Raw genomic sequence first — 22,117 nt, 5'->3', positions numbered from 1 at the left:
CCTTGCACGTATCTATTTGGACAGAAAAAAATAAGGTGTTCCCATTGTTGAGGAACGCCTTACTTTATTTTGAGATTATAACATTGGAAATCTAATCGTCCTTGCCAGTAAACGTTATAGGCCAACAGCTCATATATCATACTGATTTCTCACCATTAGCCGCCTGCATGATTCCAGCTTCTTCTATTATAAGAAGAAGGTTATATTTTTAATTTTTCAATGGATGTAAGCAAATCTTCCGATAATTCTTTCAGACTTTGAATGTTGCCGCTAATCGTCTCCATGGAACTTACTTGCTCTTCCGCCGATGCAGAAACTTCTTCCACACTCGCTGCCGATTGTTCCGAAACAGCGGAAATCTGCTGACTAAAATCATTCATTCGTCCGCTTGCTTCCTGCATGCCTGCGAGACCATCTGTCATAGTGCCGATGACACCAACCATGCCTTCCACCGATTCGTTAATTGTACGGAAGAGTTGACCTGAAGTAAGCACATGTTCCTGACCCAGTTCGGTCTCCTGAACGTTCGTACGTAATTCCGCAACCACCCCTTGTGACTCCTGCTGAATATCCTCGGTAATCGCCGTGATCTCTTCAACCGAAGTCTGCACAGCCTCAGATAACTTCCGCACTTCTGATGCCACTACGGCGAATCCGCGTCCACTCTCTCCCGCACGCGCTGCCTCAATGGAGGCATTCAATGCCAGCAGATTGGTTTGGCGTGCAATGTCATGAATGACTTGAACCAGCTTGGAAATATCTTCATTTTTACGATTCAATCGTTCCATCTTGTTCATGGAAGCAGAGACCGAACCGGAAATCTGTTGCATCTGCTGCACGGATTGTTCCATCACCTTGCGACCATTCAACCCTTGCTCCAGTACAAGATCCGACATGACGCGCAACTGGCTGCCTTGTTCCGTATGATTCTGAATGTGATCATTCAACACTTCAACCGTACGGGCTGATTCCACGGCTGTCTCTGCCTGGCTCTCTGCGGCCTTGGCTGACTCTTCCATGGTCACAGCAATCTGGCGACTACCAATCTTAACCTCTTCTGAAGATATTGCCAGTTCCCCACTTTGTAGATTAACAGCTTCCGCAATTCGTCTGACGCTCAGAACCATGGAAGTCAGGTTACCTTTCATGTCATTCACCGCTTTGGCCAGAACACCAACTTCATCCTCATGTTTGGTATGTATGTCCTGAACATTCAATTGTCCTTCTGCAATCAGTTTCACCGCACTAATGACACGTAGCAGTGGTTTCACGACCTGTGAACGAATAATCGGAATGCTGATTGCTGTAATGGCAATCATGACAAGAACACCGATAATGATGATTAATCTACCATCCTGTACCGATCTGATCGTTTGGGCCGCCGCAAGATTCGACTGTTCCTGATTGTATTCCACGAGATAATCAAGATCGACTTGCATGGTGTCAAAGGAATCAGCACCTTTATCAGCTACTTCCTTCGCCAGCTGTGTCTGACCCTCATCACTCAGCTTGATCGATTGCGTATTAATCTTGAGATACGCTTCCCATTTGTTCTTGAACGCATTCCAGTGTTTGAGCTCTTCCGCAGACTTCTCCTGCTGATCATAGATTTTAATCGCCTGCGTCGTTTCACGAATATACTTGGTACGCTCTTCTGACAAAAATGCCTTGTCTGTTTCATCCGCGTCAAAGTGACGATAACTTAGTGACAGGACATGCTCTGTGGTATAATTTAACCGGTTAATTTGCTGGATTGATGGCATCCAATTGTTCGTAATTTCGTTAGTGTTGGTTTCAATTGAATTCATCCGGGTGACAATCGTGACACTCAAAATAATTAAACAGAGGATTAACAAGTAGAACGCGATGCTGATACGCAGACCGATACTCTTGATCTTGAATCTGCTGAACATATGATTTCCCCCTTGACCTCTTCGGTCATCCCGAATTCAGGTGCTTATGTCATTGTTTTCCCTTCTTTTGACCTCTTGTCAAAAGAACTTCTCTATATTATATCGATAGGAAAATAGACGTAAAGTATTATAACATTATTTTGTCATTAAGATGCTTGATTTTGTAAAAGATTGTTGAATCTTGACAAAGTCCAAACCGAAGAGCTGCAGCATACGGTAAAGTCCCGATCTGCAGCTCTTCGGTTTGTTCGGATTTCAACGGCTAACATCATAAAGCGATCAGCCTAGTTCAGTATTGCTGTCTTATGCTCAGCCAGCAATCGATATGAATCCAACCTGCGTTCATAATCTGGTCCTGCCGTAACCAGAAGCAACCTCTCCGTATCCAGCCTGCGACTCACCTGTTGCAATCGAGCCCATACCTGCTCAGGTGTACCTGCATAGTGCCGTACCGATTCATTTTGATCACTAACGGCTTCATCATTCGTGTCAGAGCCCGCGATACCGCTTGAATTCGACTCGGTTGAATGTTCTTTCCCATCCAGCTTGCGCCTCTCCGCCATGTCACGACTCCAGGCCATAGCATCCGTCTCTGACTCGGCACACAATACGCTGACTGCCACCATAACCTCAGGTTCCTTCATCGTTGCACTAGGAATAAATCCTTCTCGGTATCGCCTTACAGCCTCTGTACCATCGGCATCACTCATGAATTGACCAAAGACATATCCCATGCCAAACCGTGCCGCAAACTCTGCACTCTTCACGTTAGTTCCCAACATCCAGAGTGATAACGGAAGCTTGGGAATCGGACGAGCTGTCACGGGATGATCCTCGTACAGGTAGCGGTCTTCTAGTAGTTCTGTGAGTGCTGCGAGCGATTCAGGCAGCTTGGACACATGCTGCAAGTAATTGCCACTGAGTGCCATCGTGGCATGAGGTCCACCGCCAGGAGCACGTCCGAGCCCAAGCTCAATGCGCCCCGGATAGAGCGCAGCCAGCAGGCGGAACGACTCCGCAACCTTGAGTGGGCTATAGTGTGGCAACAAGACCGCACCAGAGCCAAGTTGGATCGTTGTTGTCCTTGCTCCGATGTGCGATAACAGTACTTCGGGAGAGGCCGATGCCAGTTCAGCCATATCATGATGCTCTGACGTCCAGTATCGGGCGTATCCCCAAGCCTCGGCATGTTGCGCAAGTGTCACCGATTGGTGAAGCGCCTGTTCCGCTGTGGCATCGTTTAACCTTGGCACAAGGTCAAGTACGCCCAGACTGAACGTCTCACTCATTCGCTTAGCCACGCGTCTCATCTCCCTTTATATCGGTTAATTTTAATCCAAATCGTAGATCGAACCCACCTTCAGACCGTAGAGTTCATTATATATTTTCTCGGCAAATGCATCCGTCATTCCTGCGATATAATCGATCACCATGTGTTCCCAAGTCCAGATCGGCTGGGCTTTGGCTTGATCCTTCTCATACCGCTGCAGCCAGTCGGATGGAATAATGGATTTGGACGTTTCCGGATCGAGGAATGCATCCCATAATCGCTTAATCATCCACTCACTTCGCTTCTGTAGCCGCTGCACACGCAGGTCACGAATCATGGTCACCCAGGCAAAACTCTTGAGCACACTCACCGTACGCAGCATGTCGAGGTCTTCAGCCCCTTCACGGACAAAGGTTACCTTCTTCCAGTCACCGTCGTCAATAACACCCAGGCTGCCTACAAAAAAGCTCACCCAATAGGCTTTCACTTCACGACGGGTACGCGAGTAATCATGTTCGCAGAACGGCATCTTTTCATTCCAGATGCGCAGGAACGAAGCGAGTACCTCTTCTACCTTTTGCCCAATCGATTCTCGGGTCCATCCGTTCCAGAACAGATCCTCCAGCGTTGTAATTTTATCCACAATCAGTCGATTCACATGCGGATCTTGCAGGAAATGCTCATGTACTTCAATTTTGCCTGCTTTGATGCCATCCTCCAGATCATGTGAGGAGTACGCAATATCGTCGCAAAGGTCCATCAACTGTGCTTCCAGCGTTTTCTTGCCTGCCGGTACGTTCCAGCGATCACGGATCTCCCGAATATATTGCCACTCATGATGATACATGCCTTTTTTGCTCTCTGTCCCAGGGTATGGATACTTGTTTATCCCTAGTAATACGGCATCAGACAGATTCAGTCCGTCGATATCTTCACGCTTCTCCAAGTGCATAATGAGACGGAAGTTGTGCGCATTGCCTTCAAAATGCTCGTATTTCCGTTTTAACTCGGCACGGACTTCAGACTCGACCTTGGGAACTTTGGCGCTGCGGCTCTTTTTCATTATTTTCTTAGCCTCGGTGTTGATGAGGTCATCCAGAATACCATCCAATACTTCTTCACCTTTATGTCCAAACGGCGGGTGACCGAAATCATGTGCAATTGCAGCGCACTCCACCACTTCTGAATCAATAATAAGGCCGGGGTTGTCCGCGCGGTCCCAGTCCACCTCAGGAAAACGGCGAATCAAACTTCGGGCAGCCTCTCGTGCAATCTGTGCCACCTCCAGGGAATGGGTCAAGCGAGTACGATAATAATCACCCGTTCCTGCGCCAAACACCTGCGATTTTCCCTGTAACCGACGGAAGGTCGGTGAATGAATGAGTCTCGAATAGTCCCGTTCATACGCTGCACGAGATCCATCCAATTTGGTTAATTCAGGATATTGTCTATGTTCTCTCAGATCGTTCCATTGCATGGGGATCACTCCTAGCCGACTGTCTCTATTTTGAGTGATTATACACAACATCTGTGGTTTCGAAAAGTAAAACCTGTCTGCGATTGTCATCTCTTCTTACATCAACTTGTAATGAACAGTCATCTTCTCTTATTATACCCTGCCAGACTATCATCCGTGCATCTAAATGACAATGATTCATATTGAACTCATTATTCACATATGCTCGCTCCATAGCAGAACAACCATAAGTACTTACTGTGCCACCAGGTGGCCGTTCCGGTTACGGATCGTTCTTCTGATCGCTGTTGTCTCCAGGTTTTCTGAATTTCCTTTATTAAGGGAAAAACCCGGAGACAAAGGCGAGCGCTTCGCTTCTTCAGAATCGATTCCGTCCCCTTCACTACTTTTGCTGTCCTTTAAATACAATAATGGTATTCACCAGTTATCTCGCTAAAATCGGAATGAAGATCAAGTTCAATTTAGAAAATATCATCATTTGTTTCAATGATAGTCTGCCTCCCCCGCGCCCTCCCGTTGTGGGTAAAAACAGAAAAAACCGACAGGACTGGAACGCCCTGTCGGGGTGGAGATGGTGAATTCAAAGATATCTTGCAGTTTCCAGGCTATATAAGCTCTGAGCCTTTCACCCGGAAACCGCATGGAACATTCAATCACTTTGATTCAGTGCACCGTTATTATATCACTGCGATATTGCGAAAGTTTAAACCATAACCTTACAGATATCGTTGGTGAACTCTACTGGATCTTGAATTGGCAATCCCTCGATCAGCAATGCCTGATGGTACAACAGGCTTGTGTAAAGGTTCAGTTTTTCCTGATCCTGCGCGAAAGCGTCTTTCAACGATTTGAAGACATCGTGATTCACGTTGATTTCCAGCACTTTGTCGGCTTGTACGTTTTCGCTGTTCGGCATAGCTTTCAGGATTTTCTCCATTTCAATCGTCAATTCACCTTCAGTGGACAAACATACCGGGTGGCTTCTGAGACGTTTGGAAGCTTTAACGGCTTTGACTTTACCCGCTAATTGAGCTTGCATCGCTTCAAACAACTCTTTGTTGTCGTTGTCCTGAGCGTCCGTTTCTTCTTTGTCCGCGCTATCTTCGATACCCAGGTCCCCACTGGAGATGGATTTGAATTCTTTCTCCTTGTAGTTCGTGATCATCTTGATTGCGAACTCGTCGATGTCATCAGTAAAGTACAATACTTCGTACCCTTTCTCAAGAACACCCTCGATCTGTGGCAGCTTCTCAATACGGCTAATGGACTCACCAGATGCATAGTAGATGTACTTCTGATCTTCCGGCATTCTGGAGACGTATTCGTCCAGGCTCACGAGTTTACTCTCTTTGGAAGACGTGAACAACAGCAGATCCTGCAATGTATCCTTGTTCACACCATAATCGCTGTATACGCCATATTTCAACTGACGTCCAAACGCCTGGTAGAACTTCTCGTAGTTCTCACGCTCGTCCTTCAGCAGGCTTTGCAGTTGACTCTTGATTTTGTTCTTAATGTTCTTTGCGATCAGGCTAAGCTGACGGTCATGTTGCAACATCTCACGAGAGATGTTCAGGGACAGGTCTTCCGAATCCACCATACCTTTAACAAATCCAAAGTAATCTGGCAACAGATCCCCGCATTTATCCATGATCAATACACCGTTGGAGTAAAGCTCGAGGCCTTTTTCATACTCTTTGGTATAGTAGTCAAACGGTGTGTTCTCCGGAATAAACAGGATTGCATTGTACACCACAGCGCCATCTGCGCTGATGTGCAGGTGTTTGAGCGGTTTGTCAAAACCGTAGCGTTTTTCCATATAGAAGTTATTGTAGTCTTCTTCGGTCAGTTCGCTTTTATTTTTACGCCAGATCGGCACCATGCTGTTCACGGTTTGTTCTTCTTGGTATTCCTCGAACTCGTTCTCCGTGCCCTCTTTCGGACGTTGACCCGTTACATCCATCTTGATCGGGTAGCGAATGAAGTCGGAGTATTTCTTGATGATGGATCTCAGGCGATACTCTTCCAAAAATTCGTCATACGAATCTTCTTCGGTATTTTCTTTGATCGTCAGGACGATTTCCGTACCTACGGAATCTTTCTCTGCTGGTGTGATTGTGTAACCATCCGCGCCTTCGGACTCCCATTTCCAAGCCTCGTCGCTGCCAAGCGTTTTACTCGTTACGGTCAGCTTGTCCGCCACCATAAATGCCGAGTAGAAACCAACCCCGAATTGTCCGATGATGTTGTGGCCGTCTTTGGCTTCATTTTCTTTCTTGAACGCCAGGGAACCACTCTTCGCGATAACCCCCAAGTTGTTCTCCAGCTCTTCCTGCGTCATCCCAATTCCGGTATCTGTCAGTGTGAGCGTGCGGTTTTCTTTGTCAATCGTGAGCTTGATGAAGTAGTCCTCTTTGTTGAAAACGAGCGAATCGTCGGTAAGTGCTCTGTAATAAATTTTATCAATGGCGTCACTGGAGTTGGAGATCAATTCTCTCAAAAAGATTTCTCTTTGGGTGTAAATGGAGTTGATCATCATATCCAGCAAACGTTTGGATTCTGCCTGGAATTCTTTTTTAGCCATGAGTGGTTGGACTCCTTTCAAATTGGGATATCAAATGATTTGATTGAAAATAGAAAGTAACTCCTTGAGTCTTTCACACAAAACTTACGGGTGCCAGAAAATCATTCGAAGCTTAAACGCTTGATCATTAGATCCAATAGATTGGCTAATCTTCAAAATGCATGACGTTCTGCAATATAGCCGTTCCGGTTACGAATCGTTTTTCGGATCGCTGTTATCCCCGTATTTCTTTGATTCCCTTTTTAAAAGGGAGAAATCCGGTGATAAAGGCGAACGCTTCACTTCCTCCAAATCGATTTCGTCCCCTGCACTACTTTTGCATTTGATGAGGAACTTGTTTGAGGATTAGAGCCTTCTATTAAAATGGAGTCTGTTGATTAAGCAAACAATTCGCTTCTTCAGATTCTGTTGCGCACCTTGGCTTCGCATGTCCTACTCATGTTCAATATCTATTTTCAAAAACAGAATCATTCCATATGTAAGCTTATAGTAAAAACATCTTCTGTTAGCACTCTGATGATCGGAGTGCTAAACCCTTCCTTTTATATAACATATGGGAAAATTGGGTGTCAATACGCAGGAGGTTATTTTAACAAAAAGATCGAATAACTCTTTAACTTTTGCACATCACCAATCATTTTACCGTAATCCCGCAGGTAAAACAAAAGCCGACTCGAACCAAAGTTCGAACCGGCATGGGGAAAGACAGTTATGGTTAGAGTTAGATAATTCTACTTTTTGGCCATTTTCGGATCAAGGGTGTCGCGCAGGCCGTCGCCCATTAGGTTGAAGCCGAGAACGGTCAACATGATGGAAACGCCGGGGAAGATCAGTGTCCACGGTGCTTTTTGTATAAACTGACGGGAGTCCGACAGCATTTTACCCCATTCCGGGTCAGGTGGCTGTGCACCCATACCCAGAAATCCGAGTGCAGCAGCTTCGATGATCGCAGTCCCAATTCCGAGTGTACCTTGCACGATCAGAGGAGTAAGGCTGTTGGGCAAGATGTGGCGAAACAAGATTCGCCCATTGCCCGCTCCAAGTGTCCGTGCCGACGTAATGAATTCCTCCTGTCTCAAGCTGAGTACCCGTGAACGCACCAATCTTCCGTAGGTCGGGATATTCACGATGGCGATGGCGAGCAGTGCATTTTGCAAAGACGGGCCCAATATCGCCACAATGGCGATGGCCAGCAAAATCCCCGGAAATGCGAGCAAAATATCAAATAGACGCGAGATGAGCATGTCCGCCCATTTCCCATAAAATCCGGCAATCAGCCCCAGCAGCGTGCCCGCAATAATGGAACCAATGACGGAGAAAAAGCCCACCCACAAGGAAATACGCGCCCCATGCAGCACTCTGGAAAACACGTCACGCCCCAGATCATCGGTACCAAACCAATGCTCTGCCGAAGGGGCCTGAAGCCGATCCACCAGCACCTGTTCCTTGTAATCGTAAGGTGCGATATATGGCGCGAGGAAGGCCAACAGGATAAAAAATACGATAATAATCAGACCTGCAAGCGCAAGCCGATTTCTCCGAAACGTTCTCCACGCTTCCCGCCATGGACCGGATGTGCTCGCCGACGCAGCGTCAATGGATGGTCCGGTATTGGTCGATAATTTGGCCATGCGTTGTCTCCTTTCTTGAACATGAATATAACAAAAGATCAACGCGTTCTATTACACTCAAGCCCTACGATTGCAGTATCATCTTCTGATCGCTGTTATCCCCAGATTATATTGATCCACCTATTTAAAGGTGAAAATATGGTGATTCATGCGCAGCCTATGCTTCCGATGTAGCTTTCTTTTAGAAAGTTTTTAGCTTCGATTCTGCAGATTGGTTCTTGATGGAGTTCCTATTTATAACTAATCCGCGGATCGAACACGGCGTAGAGCAAGTCCACAATCAGGTTGATCACCACGAAAAAGAACGCCACGATCAGAATGCCACTCTGGATCACCGGATAGTCCCGCGAACTAATTGCTTCATATATATAACGTCCCACGCCCGGCCAAGCAAAGATCGTTTCGGTCAACACCGCACCCCCGAGCAACGATCCGGTCTGGATGCCGATAACCGTGAGGACGGGAATAAACGCATTTTTGAGCGCATGTCCATATACGACAAAAAACGGACCCAGCCCCTTCGCCTTTGCAGTACGAATGTAATCGGAACTCATCACTTCCAGCATGCTGGAACGGGTCATCCGGGCAATAACAGCCATCGGGATCGTGCCCAGTGCAACACTTGGCAGAATCAAATGTTTCGTTACAGTCCACAACTGATTCCATTGTCCAGCGATCATCGTATCCAGCACGTACAAGCCCGTAATGGCTTCCACCGGATCTCGTGCATTCATGCGTCCAATGGATGGCAACCACTGTAACTTGTTCGCAAACAGCCATTGTTCCATCAGACCGAGCCAGAAGATCGGCATGGATACACCCACCAAAGCAATGACCATACAGCAATAATCAAACCAGGAGTTGTGCTTCCATGCACTGACAATCCCGGCATTCACCCCAATAATGACAGCAAACAACATACTTGCCATCGTTAATTCAAGGGTTGCTGTCAGATAAGGCACAATTTCCTGGGCAATAGGCACCTTGGTGCGGATGGATGTTCCCAGATCACCTTTGAGCAAATCGCCCAAGTAGGCGAAATACTGCTGAAACCAAGGTTTATCCAGACCGAGCTGGTCACGCAGGGCCTGCTTGGATTGTTCGGTCGCCTTTTGCCCAAGTATGGTCTCGGCCGGGTCACCCGGAATGGCGTGGATGATGGAAAAGACAATCAGGGTCATGCCCAGAAGTACAGGCAGCAACACAAGCACACGTTTGACAATATAGCTGTTCAATCCTATTCACCTGCCTTCGACATATCGTGCAAAAATAAAAAGCGCCGGCAGAAACGCATGCTTTGGATAGTTACGTCCGGATGTGGGTTCTGCCAAGCATTTCGTCTTACCAGCGCTTTGAATAGAAAGAATTAAAACGTAATCACTCCGAACAGTAGTGCCATCTTCAGATCGCAGTTATCCTGAAATGGATAAGTTCAGCTTACAGCTTACTCGAAATAAGCACCGGCATAGGATTCGGTGCCCAGTGGAGAAGGGACGAAACCTTTCAGGTTGGCTTTACCTGCCAGAATTGGCGTCGTGTGTACCAGAGGAATCCACGGTGCATCTTCCTTGATAATGACCTGTGCCTGTTTGTAAAGTTCAGCACGCTTGTCCTGATCGGTTTCTGTCTGTGCACCCGTCAGCAATGTGTGTAATTCTTCGTTTACATAATAACTGCGGTTGTTGCTTGGAATGGCATCTTTATCCAGCAGTGTATACAGGAAGTTATCCGGGTCACCATTGTCACCTGTCCAGCCGAGCATGTAAATGTCGTCCTTCTCCCCGGCCTTTGTATCTTCGAGATACGTTGCCCACTCCGGTGATTCGATGGTGACGGTCACTCCGATCTTCTCAAAATCGGCCTGGATCGCCTCGGCCACCTTTTTGCCATCAGGCATATACGGGCGGGATACCGGCATCGCATAGAAGGTTATCGGATCAGGCAATCCGTCAGGGAAGCCTGCTTCGGCCAGTAGAGCTTTTGCTTTTTCCAGATCATATGGGTAATCCTCAATGGTATCGTTGTATCCCCACAGCGTTGGCGGCATCGGGTTCACAGCAGGCTCAGCTTGTCCAGCAAAGAATGCATCAATAAGGGCCTGCTTGTTCACCGCATGATTAAGGGCTTGTCTGACTTTCACATTATCAAATGGTTTCTTCTTAAAGTTAAAGCCGATATACGCCACGTTGAACGGTGGACGCTCGATCTTCTGTAACTCGCTGTTGCCCTCAAGAATGGACAGATCGTCCGGGTTCAGGTCTTCCATGACATCAATCTCGCCGTTTTGCAGGGCATTGAAGCGAGCGGTATTATCCGGAATGGAACGCACGATTACTTTGTTCAGCTTCGGCAGTCCTTCTTTCCAATAATCCGCGTTTTTCTCCAGGGTGATGGAGTCGTTACGCTTCCACTCTTTGAATACAAATGGGCCGGTGCCCACAGGCTCGCTCTTAAAGTTTTCTTTTTTCTCCTGAATCGCGGTTGGGCTGGCAATGCCAAATGGCGTCATCGCAATATTTTGCAGGAAAGGCGCTTGTGGCTGGTTCAATGTGAACTCCACCGTAGTCTCGTCAGTTGCCGTCACTTCCTTGATCACACGTCCGTCCTCTGGACCAAACATGGAGTCGTAATAATCGAAGGAATCGCCCTCGAATTTATATTCACTCGCCGGATCACCCCAGCGGTTGAAGTTGAACACAACAGCCTCTGAGTTGAAGTCAGTTCCATCATGGAATTTCACACCGGACTTCAGCTTAAACACATACTTGAGTCCATCCGCTGAAATCTCCCAGCTCTCTGCCAGTCCAGGAACGACCTCTGTTCCGCCTTCCTTGTAATCCAGCAACGAGTCAAACACCTGATGTCCAATCTTCAGAGACTCTCCATCGGTCACAATCGCCGGATCGAGTGCAACGGAATCCCCGCCACGTCCCATAATCATCGTATCCTGCGCTACCGTTTCGGTTGGAGGGTCGGTTCCTTCCGCCGGAGCAGGCGTATTCTCTCCACTCTCGTTACTGGAGCAACCGGACAACACCAATACGGTACTCAAAGCCATCGTTAGAACACCGAACATCCATTTTTTTCTCATTCGCATACGTACAACACCCTTCCCTGTCTCATAATGTGTGTGATGCTGGCATGAAAGATCTCCAATGTTGGCAATCGGTTTGGTGCTATATATCATATAAAAGGCTTTAGATGCCTGCGATACCTGTATTAATGTTCTGGGAAAAGTAAGGCATGGATGAAATGTAAAAACAGCATGGGATACGTAAGGGATACAGGTAAATATCAGATCGTACAATGGATTAAGGACGTCGGTTGATTACTTTTATAGAAAAAGAAAAAGGTTCTACAACGTATCTTGTGAGATGAATCTATGAAATTGAATGAAATTGTTGCGTTTTATTTGAACTAAGGTCAATAAGCAACAGTGAATAGTTATGGACTGGTAAGAGAAAGTTTAAGTTGGTAGATTAAAAATACTGATGGGCATATGGATACTACGCTGCTGGCTACGCAATAAAGTCTGTTCCTTGAGCGTTTCGGTTGAGCATGGAGTGTGGAGACCGGATTAGGTATCGTTATCGTTCGTTAGCAATACGGATGAAAGAAACTCAACATAGGCTAGGTTGTTTGATGAATCGTGTAAGTTGTTTAAATCGGTGGCTTTCTCTTGCAGATTGGATGTGTAAAATGTATGGACGAGTCATCTTGAGATGTTGGATTGTACAACAGGGAGACATTACAATAACTTCATATGTTATGGTTTTGTCATGATGAGGAGGATTGTGTAAATAAACTGTGGTGAAAAACAATTTCGTGTAACTTACTTTACATCACATTAATCAATTAGACAAGAGTTTTACAGACATAAGTCTTCAACTTTATTATATGTGTTAATATTACTTACACAAAACACAAAAAAGGAACACAGTTCGACAAAAAGCGTCTCGTGTTCCTTCTCCACTCAATCCACATTCAGATAAAATCAACATTTTAATTTGCTAAAAATCAGCTCACTTTTTAAACAAACCTCTGCGATGCATCACGGTAATAAAACGGTAAAAATCATAACTCGCCCCATTATCGATGCTGAACAATGGATTTTTGGTGTCATATGCTAGTGCTGCATCCACAGCTGCCTTCGCCCATACTGGAACTTCCATTTGCTGACGCGCCTGCAGTTTGTCGACCTGGGATTTGAGCGCATCAAATGCTGCTTTCTCTTCGGCTGTCATCGGTTCGCCCCCTTTCGGTGGTTCGGTTGGTGGATTCGGATGACTTGGATTCGTCGGATTGGGTGGCTCCGTTGGTTTCGGAGTGGCTGCTTCGTATCTTGCTCTGAGCTGTGCCGCTGTTCCCTCGAATTCATTCATATCTACGTTGCCACTAATGCCATTCACCTTGCCTGAATCCGTATACTGCCAGAACGTCCAACGCTTCCATGCCGGCTGATCGTCCGGTACACGGGTGTTGCTGTAGCGCGCGATCCACAGATCGTATGAGCTGAGTGTTGTGTCAAAATTCCTGGCAAATGAATTGCCCGTGTATATGATCGGTTTTACACCTGTCAGACGTTGTAATTCAGTTAAAAAGGCTTTGGCAACTGTATTCATCTGCGCTCTGCTCAGGTTGCCAGGGTTGTTCTCGTAGTCCATGACAGGTGGCAGTTGTAGCGCCTTGGCGCCTCCAACTTTGTTAAGTGTATTGGCATAATGCGCCGCTTCGGCCTTGGCACCATCGGTAGATGTCGCACGGAAGAAGTGATACGTTCCGACCAGCATGCCCGCAGCAAGTGCACCGGTTACATTTTTCTGGTAATTGGGATCGGTATATGTCTGTCCCTCGGTTGCCTTGATGAATACAAATGTCATGCCACTTGCCTTCACTTTCGCCCAGTCAATATTGCCCTGGTATCGGGAGACGTCAATGCCCTGTGTGTTGCTCGAACTTCTCGTTTGCATGTTTCTCACACCCTTTATGCGGCAAATTGCCGTTTGTATATAGTTAATGCGGTTGAATTAAGGGTTGCTTGTGTGCGTGTCCCTTGTTGATGGTAATAGCTATGTTCAATGAGCGTTCAATGAGTATCTATCATCTTAGAAAAAAATATCAAGCCGGTACGCTACCGTTCCAGATACGGATCGTTCTTATGATCGCTGTTGTCTCCAAATTTTTATGATTTATTATTCTAATGGTTAAAATTTAGAGACAAAGGCGACCGCTCCGCTTCTTCAGAATCGATTCCGTCTCTTTCACTACTTGTAGGCTAATGGTGCAGAATTTCGACTCTGTAGTGCTCTATATCTTGCCACAGGACAATTTTGAATGAATGTTGAGCCTTTACTTCGTTTCATCTCTAATCTGTTGATCAACGTCCTCATGATCTGACTGTACAAAAGATTCTCTGGAATTAGGAGTATAGTTACCTGAGATCCCCCCGGATCCCCCTTTTCCCTTAAGCACTTCAATGGCTTGCCGAATCACAGGCGGAATCGGAGCGCCCAACTTGCCCCCATTTTCAATAATAGACAACAACTCATTTGCGATATAAAAAAAGGCGACCGCATCCCTGAACAAATGTCCGTCTCCCAGAACACCGTCCACCAGATGAGCCACCGATACCATTGCAAATATAAATACCTTTCGGGCGATGCCGAACATGCCGACATTGCTCTCTAACTTGCCAGTCATACCCGCCGCCGCGATGCCGGTTAGGTAGTCGAGGATGACGAACACGAGTAGCACGCCCAGCACGCCTGACCAGCCTCCGAAGAAGTAGGTTACTGAGCTGCTCATGAGTGCAATTCCCCATTTCCATAGGGTGTCCCATCGTTCCATGATTTCACCTCCTTTGATTCGAAATACAAGATGCTTCAGAAGGCATAAAAATAGCGTTCCATATTTGGAACACTTATTAAGCGATTTTTCCGTTTTGGTCCATATCTCCAACTCGCAGAGCTTCCGCCACTTTATCACGGCTTTGAACTGGTACAGACTCCAACTTGATCATTCCTTTATGAATCATCATTACGTATATAGCTAACATAGTCTCACCTCCCATCATGAGTGCTACAGCCCATCAAATCCAGCAGCCAAGCAAGTTTATCCCGTATTAGGCATCAAACTAAGCAGCATCATGTGTAATTCCATGAGCGCAAATTGATTCGTGTTGTTTTCTTCCCGCAATCGCTGATTTTCTGCCGCTAATTCGGCAATTTGAAAAGTGAACGAAATCATTGGTGGTTGTGGTTCTTCGTCGGGTTTTGGCTGGTAGTCAAAGAGTGGTTCCAATGTTTCCAGATCAACGCGTGCAATCGTACCGCCTTCGGCACGGTCCAACATGTACGCGCCGTATTCCAGTTGGATCATACCGACACTATCGGGAACTTTATCGTCCAACGCTTTGTATAACTTGAAATCCTGTTCCCGCGTGGTTTCGACGACGATCCCGGCGCTCTCTGGCGTAATAACGATGACGTTACCGGATTGCAAGTCGTAGTAAACCTTCATACCGATTTTATTTTTCGGCTCTTGTTCGTTCATTTTTCCACTACCTTTCATGTTTTTTATTGGTGAAATGCCATTCCTACCAACCTATTGCTACATACGAGTAGGCTCTTGTTGGGTAACTCTTCTGATACACGGGTAATCTAAAACCTGTAGAACGAACGTAACATACAGTCCCATCTATCCGGGCGGTTCCTGATTGATATTGAGCTGTCGGGTATCCGCTCATCATGGGAAGCATTTCGAAGTAGGCACATTGGTTAGGCGGGTAACTCGAATCAGGGGTGAAGTATACGACTATCACTTTAGGAACAAATCCAAATGACTTATTCACAACCGCGAGATAAGTAGAAGTTGTTCCTCCACCAGGCTGGATTACGTTAGTAAACATGGATACATCAGCTTCTGGTATATCTCCTTGATCTATCTTTATCCCAATCGGCCCGTCAATCAAGTAATTGTCCAGCAAGTAATTATCAATTAACGGCATTTACTGCACCACCTTTTCCATGATGATCGTAACTTGAGCTGCAGCAGTTGCCGTATATTGATATAATTGTTTTCCTTTACCCAAGAAAATTTTAGGTAACGGCACAATCAATGTGTCATAAGGTTTAATTATTTTACTATTAATTAACGAAACCGATGTATTCATTGAAACCGTCGCATTCGTATTCGTGTTATTGCAGATCACGATAGACTTTATAATTGCATCAAAGTCATTTGCAGGTGTATAGATTCCTCCGCCTCCTGCAGTAACAGTCGTAACTACTTTTAAATACGGATAATTTTTAGAATCGTAATCTCGTTCAAACCCGGATATGATCATTCTGGCACTTGAAGTTGATCCGGAAATAACTATAGTTTCTCCGGGTAAAAGAGGAAAGTCCAACTCGTCGAGTACCAAAGTATCTCCGCCTTTTAACGTGTGATCATATGCAATATTCCCGCCTCCTAATGACAACCTAAACGTAACGGTAGTATTAATCGACGAATTGCTTATGATTACCGATTTCATTACGGCGTACTTACCTGCTGGTACAGTGTAAGCAGTCGTCGAAGTCGTAGGTACATTTCCTTCGAAAATCGATTTAATTGTATCAGCCATTAAAAAATTTCACCCCAAACGTTTCGTTTATTTTGTTGTTGTAGCAATTGACGAACAGCCTCGTTAACCGCCATCTCGACCACGGATACCGCTGCCGCGTTCTGACGTACGACGGCGTTCATATCCGTAAGTAACGCCTTTTCGTTCTCAGCAATTGATCCAAAGAATGAGGCAATCGGGAACGTGTCCAGCATCAGGTATGTTACGGTGTACGTGGCTGAGGCGTCATATTGAGATAGTTTAATATCCGCGTATTCTTCTCCGCCGCCAGTACTGCTCCTGCCTGATTGTACATTCCATTCGTTATCAGCTCTGCCGTTCTTGTATATTTTCAGGAGTTTACTCACCTTAGTTTGTAACCCTGTTCCCGGATAGTTTGGCGAACTCGGAGCATTAATCCCAGCGTAATCGAGAGTAGAATTAGCGTAAGGTTTCACGCCTTCACGCAACACGATCCCCGTTCCGACTTCAACTTGGTTATTGCCTTCGATTAACGTCAATTGTCCCTCTGACGTGATCGGTTCGACAGTTGGCGTTGCAAGTTGATATACGAGTTGGTATGGCGTCCATAGCGTGTACCTTGTATAAGTTAACGTAGTTATTGGATTGATCGGAACTGTTAGAACATAAGTCGTAGCAGCTGTTCCTGCCGCATAAATTGAATCTAAGGGGCACCACGCCTTGCCAGCGGCCTCTCCGTTATACGGCTTGCTTACGTCTCCTTGATTTCCTAAAAACATCCTCCAGCCCATGAAATACGCCTTAATCTCGTCGGCTGTCGGCGTGTATGCGTCTCCCCATCCACTGTCTGCGTTGAATACAGATACATATAGAATATTCGAGGGCTTGTAAATATGCGTTCTATCTCCTGCTGCTTGCGTATTACCGAACTCCAATATTTTACCGTCATATTTAACGCTTCTATCCGAACTCGTTACAATGTTTGGATCTGTGAAGCTGATTGCAACTCTTTTATATCCTGAGTAATTCGCGTTAAACACCCATGGTAGAGATCCGTCCAACACGAGTTTTTTCCATTTCTCCAGCTTGAAGTATTGTCCGTCCTTCTCGAACACTTCGTCAGCATTCGTCCCGGTTAATGGATCAGCGTATAGATTCGTTTGCAATGCGAGCATAGCGTCTTCACGCGGTTTGAACGGTTTGGATTCGGCTCCGATAGTCAAAGTTGGATTCTTGACCTCCAATGCTCCAGCATCAACTCGGTATATTGAAATTCTAACGCTTCGGGCGTTAGCTTCGGTTATGAATGATCCATCCATAAAATACTTGGTTGAAATAGTATTTTCGGTTTCGTCGAGAGATTCAACCGCAATTACAACCGGAGGGCCTGTTAATACATCTGCCTTTACTCTATACGTTGTGTTAGGCAAGCAGGGAACTTTGACGATGGTGTAACTTCCTCCAGCGTTTGCAGTATTAACGCTTAAATGATAAGGAGATGCAATTTTTGCGTCAGTACCAATTTGATTCCACTCATAAAACGGCGGCAACAAGTTTTCTCCATAACGAATCGCATACGGATTTCGAACAGGCTGAATGCTATCGACATATGGATATTTAGCTCCTACTTGCTCCGGTGACATACTGGCAAGCGCAGCGTAATCGGTAGTGCTGACTTCATAGAGACGTACTGCATCTGCGTAACCGTACTGACCTACGGCTGTACCTGAAACCCCCACGTCGATATTTAGCTTTATATCCGTTGGCGCCATATAACGTGTCCAAGTTACGTTAAATTTAGATTTATCCTTTACAGGATTCCCCACTGCCCCGACTCCGGGGAGATTAATAAACATACTTGTCCCATCGAAATTTTTAACTTCAGCGATTGCAACATACGATTTTCCTGCCTTAAGTGATACAGTAAAGAAGCCAATACCTGATGTACCTGTACTAATCGCTATTTTCAGACCGTTAGATCCCTGTACTTTGTTCGTACTGTCTAAAGTTAATGTCGATTGATGCACACCAATCTTAGATAAGTCTTCACACCCTCCATCACGGCCCAACAAGTTCACAAGCGTTACGCCCTTCAAACCTTCCAACTTAAACGCCGAGGCACGCTCCGCATTAATGATCTGCACTCCAGGCTCCAACGTCACCGATCTACGCTTCTCCGTATCAAGCCTCTCTTGAATACTACTCACCTGTGCCGCGGTTTCCTCAGCCTTTTCTTCGACTTGCCCTACACCTTCATCAACCTTCTCCCAGTTCTGATCCAAATACTTATCCAGATCAAAATAGGTCGTCGATGGCGAGGAACGGTCAATCTTATTCAACCCCAAATTCGGTGTTTTTGGTTCATTCATCTATGCTCCACCTCCTGCAAATTTATCCTGTCGAGTCTGTTCGATCTCATCCAGCATCATGCTTTCGACCTCCGCAATCGTCAAATACCGCAGACGGTACTCCACGGCCATATGTGCTGGTTTAATATCCTCAATCGCTGCCTTCAGATCGTCCAGATTGGGCGGCAAGCCCCATGTGTCGATGAAGCGAATTCGGATCAAGTACTCCTCGGGCGAAACGGATACATCAATTCCACCGCTTTCGTAGGCCTGCGCCACGTTCTTGAGCATGGAGCCAGAGACTTTGCCACTGCCTCGCATTTTGGAAATGATTACGGATCTCCGCTGATCATCCGGCTTGGCTTGATTTGTCGGAATCTGCAAATCCCGCTCATAACGTTCCAATGCCCAGGTCGCAGACTCCGGGTAGAATTGATCCAGCACACTTTCCAAACCCACCGTAAGCTGGTCCAGCTCAACACCTTCGGTCTCCGTAAGAAGCTGCATCTCCAGCACATTCTCATACAACGGGGGCAAAAGAGTAATTAATACCTCTGCTTTACTCATGTCACCTTCACCGTCCCGAGAACGGCTACTGCGCCGGGAGCGATCTCCAGATTGGACATACCACCATTCACCAGCAGATCGCTATAATCGATTACGGGTGGAATATCCAGAATCGCATTGGCAATACGTGTCCAACGAACCAATGGATCGGCAAAGGCCAGTTCTTTCAGATACGCCGTAACTCCCGTTTCAATCAGTGTCTTCACGCCCTCGTACGTTGAACCGGAAGCAAGCGTGACCTGTACCTCCACATCAATAGGTACCTCTTGCGCTCCCACTACTGTGACCACGGGTCCGATTGGAGCTGCACCTTCGCCCATTCCATCCTGGGTTGGATCGATATATTCCTGCACCGCCTCAATGACCGCCTCAGCAGGTGTTTGCATTTCATTATTCAGCAATGCCACTTTGACTGTGCCTGGACCATCCCACAGTGGAAAAGCCTTTGCTTTGCCTACACCGGAGTTTTCCCGTGCCCATAACTCATACTGATATTTGTTGGCACTCGTGACCGGACGGGAAACTTTATCCTGATAGCGATCATATAAGGCCTGATCCGTTTCCTCGTCTTCGCCAGGAACCAGCAACTGTGTCAATTCGGCTATGGTAAGAGCAGCAATATAATCGATGGGCAGCAGTGCCCCCGTATATTCATTACCTTCCGCTCCCGCGACCTCACATTCCAACACATATTGCCCTGCCGCGATGCGTTCCACAACAACATACACCCGATCCCCAGTGGAAAAACGACTATCCAAAGGAACCTCAACAGGCTTACCTTCGTTATCCCGAAAACTCCCAACCCAACGTGCCTTCGTGGCCGCTTTCCGACTAATGCCAGACCAAGCCACCGCACGATCCAGATACTCTCCAGATGCTGTATCCGCAAACTTCAGGTTGGCGTTCACATCCAGCTCGATATACATCTGAGCCATTTCCACTGCCGCTGGCGCAAGCGCATCATAGATAATGCTGCCTTCACGTTTATCCACACCATCTGGTACCCTGTCCAGCATTCGGTTTAAAATAACTTCAAACGTCTGCTCTTCATACATCCATGTTCACCTCCGTCTCTTCCCTAAAGCTGCCAAAATCTGTTTCCACGGTAAAAGAAACCCGTACCCCGTCAGCCTCGTGGAGAAAATCGAACTCCGTTACATCCGAAATACGATCGTCTGGAAGTAACGCTTCCCGAATCCAGCGCTCCAGTTCCGATTCAACCATGGATCTCCCGGCCATTCCTTCCCAGGACCATTCCATGCCGTAATCCGAGGAATAGATGAGATGCTCGTAGCGGCGTGTAGACAACGCTTTATACACCGCCTGTTTTACCGCATCTTTTCCATCCAATTGCAACCTTCCAATTCGTTGTCCCGAAGCTTGAAATACATACGTAAGACTTGGAAGCACAGCAGCTTCTTCCAGATCTTCTGCACTAATCTGCGCACCCTGTGGAATCATGGATTCACCAGCCGATCCAGCACGACAAAGCTGTCTCCACCTTGAACACGTAATAACAAAACATGGTCACCCACGGTCCAAGCTTTGTTCACTACGGATTCCGGCAGTACCAGAAAAGGTTCAGCCAATGCCAGCCGTTGTTCAACGGTGATCTCCAGAGGTTGTGTGTTTGTCACACTTCCGTACATTACCTGAACGGGAGACTTGGCATCTACAGCGGCCACCGCCGCCTTTTTAATCACGTCCAGCATCATTTATCGTTACACCACCTTCAAATCCAGCGACATCGTATGCACGCCCCCCTGTACCTTATGCGTACATTCGTCTACCAGAAAATATTGATTAATCTTCAGTTCATCGATCTGGATGTTGACAAAACTACCTGCCCTTACCTTGAAATCACCAAGCGCATCCACTTTCAACGTCTGCGTCTCGCGGTTACGGAGGGTCATCAGGGTCTTCAGCATGGCATCAATCTGGCCTTCGTTCAGGCCATCATCCGCTTTTTGGTACAAAAAAAGCAGCCCCCATTGACGGATGCTGCCTGAATCCTGATGAACAAACGTTTCTCTTTTTCCCGTATCCTTGTTATCCCGATACAGCTTGATCTTGTTATACGTCTGGTCGTCAATCGACCTTGTATAACTGTAATCCGTGAGCAGACTGTTATCCCCAATGACAAAACCATAAGGCATCTCTTCCACATCCCGAAGCATAAGCTTGCCGAAATCATCGTAGAAGATGTAGTTTTTACCGCCATAGATCAGCGTTCGATCCAACGCCTCACAGATCATGTCAATCAGCTTTTTGTTATCGAATAACATACGCGGAATAACATATTTCGGCTGAATCAGATCACCAGTCTTCAACAGAAAATCCTTTGCAATTCGTTTAATTACATCCGCAGCAGTCGCATTAACGAACTTATACGTCTGATTCGCGGTTAGATAACGAGTCTGGTCGTAGGCTTTGATTTTGACACTTTCGTCCTTGCCACTATCCACCGAGAAGATATATCCGTAAAATATGCCTACCTCGTTGCTGATATATTTCACGACATATCCATTCTCATAGGTGAATTTCTTATTCTGGTACAGACTGCCCTTGATCAACGTGAATTCCAGAGAGGAAGGTTTGCCGATGCGGGAGGTTTTGTACGTAATATCACCGGCAATTTCGCTAATGTCCCAGATGTTGCCCTGCTTGTCATCCAGTAATAACCGTTCCTTCATGTTTGCCAGCTTATCATCCAGCCTGATCTGCTCTTGCATATTGCCTCTC

General features: G+C 46.4%; 19 protein-coding genes. All 19 read right to left on the bottom strand.

Annotated features, from left to right (window positions below; translation table 11 throughout):
• Positions 1 to 200: 200 nt before the first annotated feature.
• The gene (locus BS614_RS10225; protein WP_074093902.1) at positions 201 to 1,913 is read right to left on the bottom strand and encodes a HAMP domain-containing methyl-accepting chemotaxis protein; all 1,713 of its coding nucleotides are present in this window, start codon (positions 1,911 to 1,913) and stop codon (positions 201 to 203) included.
• A gap of 284 nt (positions 1,914 to 2,197) precedes the next feature.
• A complete protein-coding gene (locus BS614_RS10220) occupies positions 2,198 to 3,223 on the bottom strand; it encodes an MsnO8 family LLM class oxidoreductase (protein WP_210436972.1) in 1,026 nt (341 codons plus the stop codon).
• Between the two features lie 21 nt (positions 3,224 to 3,244).
• Complete coding sequence (locus tag BS614_RS10215) at positions 3,245 to 4,660, bottom strand: deoxyguanosinetriphosphate triphosphohydrolase family protein (RefSeq protein ID WP_074093901.1); 1,416 nt, start codon at positions 4,658 to 4,660, stop codon at positions 3,245 to 3,247.
• A gap of 703 nt (positions 4,661 to 5,363) precedes the next feature.
• Positions 5,364 to 7,244, bottom strand: coding sequence for a molecular chaperone HtpG (gene htpG, locus BS614_RS10210; protein ID WP_074093900.1), 1,881 nt, complete (start codon positions 7,242 to 7,244; stop codon positions 5,364 to 5,366).
• 731 nt (positions 7,245 to 7,975) lie between these two features.
• Positions 7,976 to 8,875, bottom strand: coding sequence for a nickel transporter permease (gene nikC / locus BS614_RS10205; RefSeq protein ID WP_074093899.1), 900 nt, complete (start codon positions 8,873 to 8,875; stop codon positions 7,976 to 7,978).
• Between the two features lie 230 nt (positions 8,876 to 9,105).
• On the bottom strand, positions 9,106 to 10,110 hold the full coding sequence (locus tag BS614_RS10200; RefSeq protein ID WP_017690144.1) for an ABC transporter permease: 1,005 nt from the start codon (positions 10,108 to 10,110) through the stop codon (positions 9,106 to 9,108).
• Between the two features lie 209 nt (positions 10,111 to 10,319).
• Positions 10,320 to 11,966: an ABC transporter substrate-binding protein gene (locus tag BS614_RS10195; protein WP_074096779.1), complete on the bottom strand. Its 1,647-nt coding sequence runs from the start codon at positions 11,964 to 11,966 to the stop codon at positions 10,320 to 10,322.
• Between the two features lie 931 nt (positions 11,967 to 12,897).
• Positions 12,898 to 13,845 carry a glycoside hydrolase family 25 protein gene (locus BS614_RS10190; protein ID WP_074093898.1) on the bottom strand — a complete coding sequence of 316 codons (948 nt, stop codon included), beginning with the start codon at positions 13,843 to 13,845 and terminating at the stop codon, positions 12,898 to 12,900.
• A gap of 379 nt (positions 13,846 to 14,224) precedes the next feature.
• On the bottom strand, positions 14,225 to 14,722 hold the full coding sequence (locus BS614_RS10185) for a phage holin family protein (RefSeq protein WP_074093897.1): 498 nt from the start codon (positions 14,720 to 14,722) through the stop codon (positions 14,225 to 14,227).
• A 76-nt stretch (positions 14,723 to 14,798) separates the two neighbouring features.
• Positions 14,799 to 14,930, bottom strand: coding sequence for a hypothetical protein (locus BS614_RS32360; RefSeq protein WP_280523085.1), 132 nt, complete (start codon positions 14,928 to 14,930; stop codon positions 14,799 to 14,801).
• A 56-nt stretch (positions 14,931 to 14,986) separates the two neighbouring features.
• The gene (locus tag BS614_RS10180) at positions 14,987 to 15,427 is read right to left on the bottom strand and encodes a hypothetical protein (protein ID WP_074093896.1); all 441 of its coding nucleotides are present in this window, start codon (positions 15,425 to 15,427) and stop codon (positions 14,987 to 14,989) included.
• 43 nt (positions 15,428 to 15,470) lie between these two features.
• Positions 15,471 to 15,881 carry a hypothetical protein gene (locus BS614_RS10175; RefSeq protein ID WP_074093895.1) on the bottom strand — a complete coding sequence of 137 codons (411 nt, stop codon included), beginning with the start codon at positions 15,879 to 15,881 and terminating at the stop codon, positions 15,471 to 15,473.
• Positions 15,882 to 16,499 carry a hypothetical protein gene (locus BS614_RS10170; RefSeq protein WP_074093894.1) on the bottom strand — a complete coding sequence of 206 codons (618 nt, stop codon included), beginning with the start codon at positions 16,497 to 16,499 and terminating at the stop codon, positions 15,882 to 15,884.
• Positions 16,499 to 18,829, bottom strand: coding sequence for a hypothetical protein (locus tag BS614_RS10165; RefSeq protein WP_074093893.1), 2,331 nt, complete (start codon positions 18,827 to 18,829; stop codon positions 16,499 to 16,501). The genes BS614_RS10170 and BS614_RS10165 overlap by 1 nt, the downstream gene beginning before the upstream one ends.
• Positions 18,830 to 19,375, bottom strand: coding sequence for a putative phage tail protein (locus tag BS614_RS10160; RefSeq protein WP_074093892.1), 546 nt, complete (start codon positions 19,373 to 19,375; stop codon positions 18,830 to 18,832).
• Entirely contained in the window at positions 19,372 to 20,430 is a 1,059-nt protein-coding gene (locus BS614_RS10155) for a baseplate J/gp47 family protein (RefSeq protein WP_074093891.1), read from the bottom strand. Before BS614_RS10155 ends, BS614_RS10160 begins: the two co-directional genes overlap by 4 nt.
• Positions 20,423 to 20,836, bottom strand: a complete 414-nt coding sequence (locus BS614_RS10150) for a DUF2634 domain-containing protein (RefSeq protein ID WP_074093890.1) — start codon at positions 20,834 to 20,836, stop codon at positions 20,423 to 20,425. The genes BS614_RS10155 and BS614_RS10150 overlap by 8 nt, the downstream gene beginning before the upstream one ends.
• Positions 20,833 to 21,090, bottom strand: coding sequence for a DUF2577 family protein (locus tag BS614_RS10145; protein ID WP_175383663.1), 258 nt, complete (start codon positions 21,088 to 21,090; stop codon positions 20,833 to 20,835). Before BS614_RS10145 ends, BS614_RS10150 begins: the two co-directional genes overlap by 4 nt.
• Positions 21,091 to 21,096: 6 nt before the next feature.
• A complete protein-coding gene (locus BS614_RS10140) occupies positions 21,097 to 22,107 on the bottom strand; it encodes an XkdQ/YqbQ family protein (protein WP_074093889.1) in 1,011 nt (336 codons plus the stop codon).
• Between the last annotated feature and the right edge of the window lie 10 nt (positions 22,108 to 22,117).

It is taken from the genome of Paenibacillus xylanexedens (assembly GCF_001908275.1).
Taxonomy (GTDB): domain Bacteria; phylum Bacillota; class Bacilli; order Paenibacillales; family Paenibacillaceae; genus Paenibacillus; species Paenibacillus xylanexedens_A.
The sequence above is the reverse complement of the archived record's forward strand: the minus strand, read 5'-3'. Positions and strand labels throughout refer to the sequence as shown.

What these genes read in the sequence shown, in the direction of transcription:
- BS614_RS10225 (WP_074093902.1), bottom strand. Translation starts at nt 1,913, where the DNA reads ATGTTCAGCAGATTCAAGATCAAGAGTATCGGTCTGCGTATCAGCATC.
- BS614_RS10220 (WP_210436972.1), bottom strand. Translation starts at nt 3,223, where the DNA reads ATGAGACGCGTGGCTAAGCGAATGAGTGAGACGTTCAGTCTGGGCGTA.
- BS614_RS10215 (WP_074093901.1), bottom strand. Translation starts at nt 4,660, where the DNA reads ATGCAATGGAACGATCTGAGAGAACATAGACAATATCCTGAATTAACC.
- htpG (WP_074093900.1), bottom strand. Translation starts at nt 7,244, where the DNA reads ATGGCTAAAAAAGAATTCCAGGCAGAATCCAAACGTTTGCTGGATATG.
- nikC (WP_074093899.1), bottom strand. Translation starts at nt 8,875, where the DNA reads ATGGCCAAATTATCGACCAATACCGGACCATCCATTGACGCTGCGTCG.
- BS614_RS10195 (WP_074096779.1), bottom strand. Translation starts at nt 11,966, where the DNA reads ATGAGAAAAAAATGGATGTTCGGTGTTCTAACGATGGCTTTGAGTACC.
- BS614_RS10190 (WP_074093898.1), bottom strand. Translation starts at nt 13,845, where the DNA reads ATGCAAACGAGAAGTTCGAGCAACACACAGGGCATTGACGTCTCCCGA.
- BS614_RS10185 (WP_074093897.1), bottom strand. Translation starts at nt 14,722, where the DNA reads ATGGAACGATGGGACACCCTATGGAAATGGGGAATTGCACTCATGAGC.
- BS614_RS32360 (WP_280523085.1), bottom strand. Translation starts at nt 14,930, where the DNA reads ATGTTAGCTATATACGTAATGATGATTCATAAAGGAATGATCAAGTTG.
- BS614_RS10180 (WP_074093896.1), bottom strand. Translation starts at nt 15,427, where the DNA reads ATGAACGAACAAGAGCCGAAAAATAAAATCGGTATGAAGGTTTACTAC.
- BS614_RS10175 (WP_074093895.1), bottom strand. Translation starts at nt 15,881, where the DNA reads ATGCCGTTAATTGATAATTACTTGCTGGACAATTACTTGATTGACGGG.
- BS614_RS10170 (WP_074093894.1), bottom strand. Translation starts at nt 16,499, where the DNA reads ATGGCTGATACAATTAAATCGATTTTCGAAGGAAATGTACCTACGACT.
- BS614_RS10165 (WP_074093893.1), bottom strand. Translation starts at nt 18,829, where the DNA reads ATGAATGAACCAAAAACACCGAATTTGGGGTTGAATAAGATTGACCGT.
- BS614_RS10160 (WP_074093892.1), bottom strand. Translation starts at nt 19,375, where the DNA reads ATGAGTAAAGCAGAGGTATTAATTACTCTTTTGCCCCCGTTGTATGAG.
- BS614_RS10155 (WP_074093891.1), bottom strand. Translation starts at nt 20,430, where the DNA reads ATGTATGAAGAGCAGACGTTTGAAGTTATTTTAAACCGAATGCTGGAC.
- BS614_RS10150 (WP_074093890.1), bottom strand. Translation starts at nt 20,836, where the DNA reads ATGATTCCACAGGGTGCGCAGATTAGTGCAGAAGATCTGGAAGAAGCT.
- BS614_RS10145 (WP_175383663.1), bottom strand. Translation starts at nt 21,090, where the DNA reads ATGATGCTGGACGTGATTAAAAAGGCGGCGGTGGCCGCTGTAGATGCC.
- BS614_RS10140 (WP_074093889.1), bottom strand. Translation starts at nt 22,107, where the DNA reads ATGCAAGAGCAGATCAGGCTGGATGATAAGCTGGCAAACATGAAGGAA.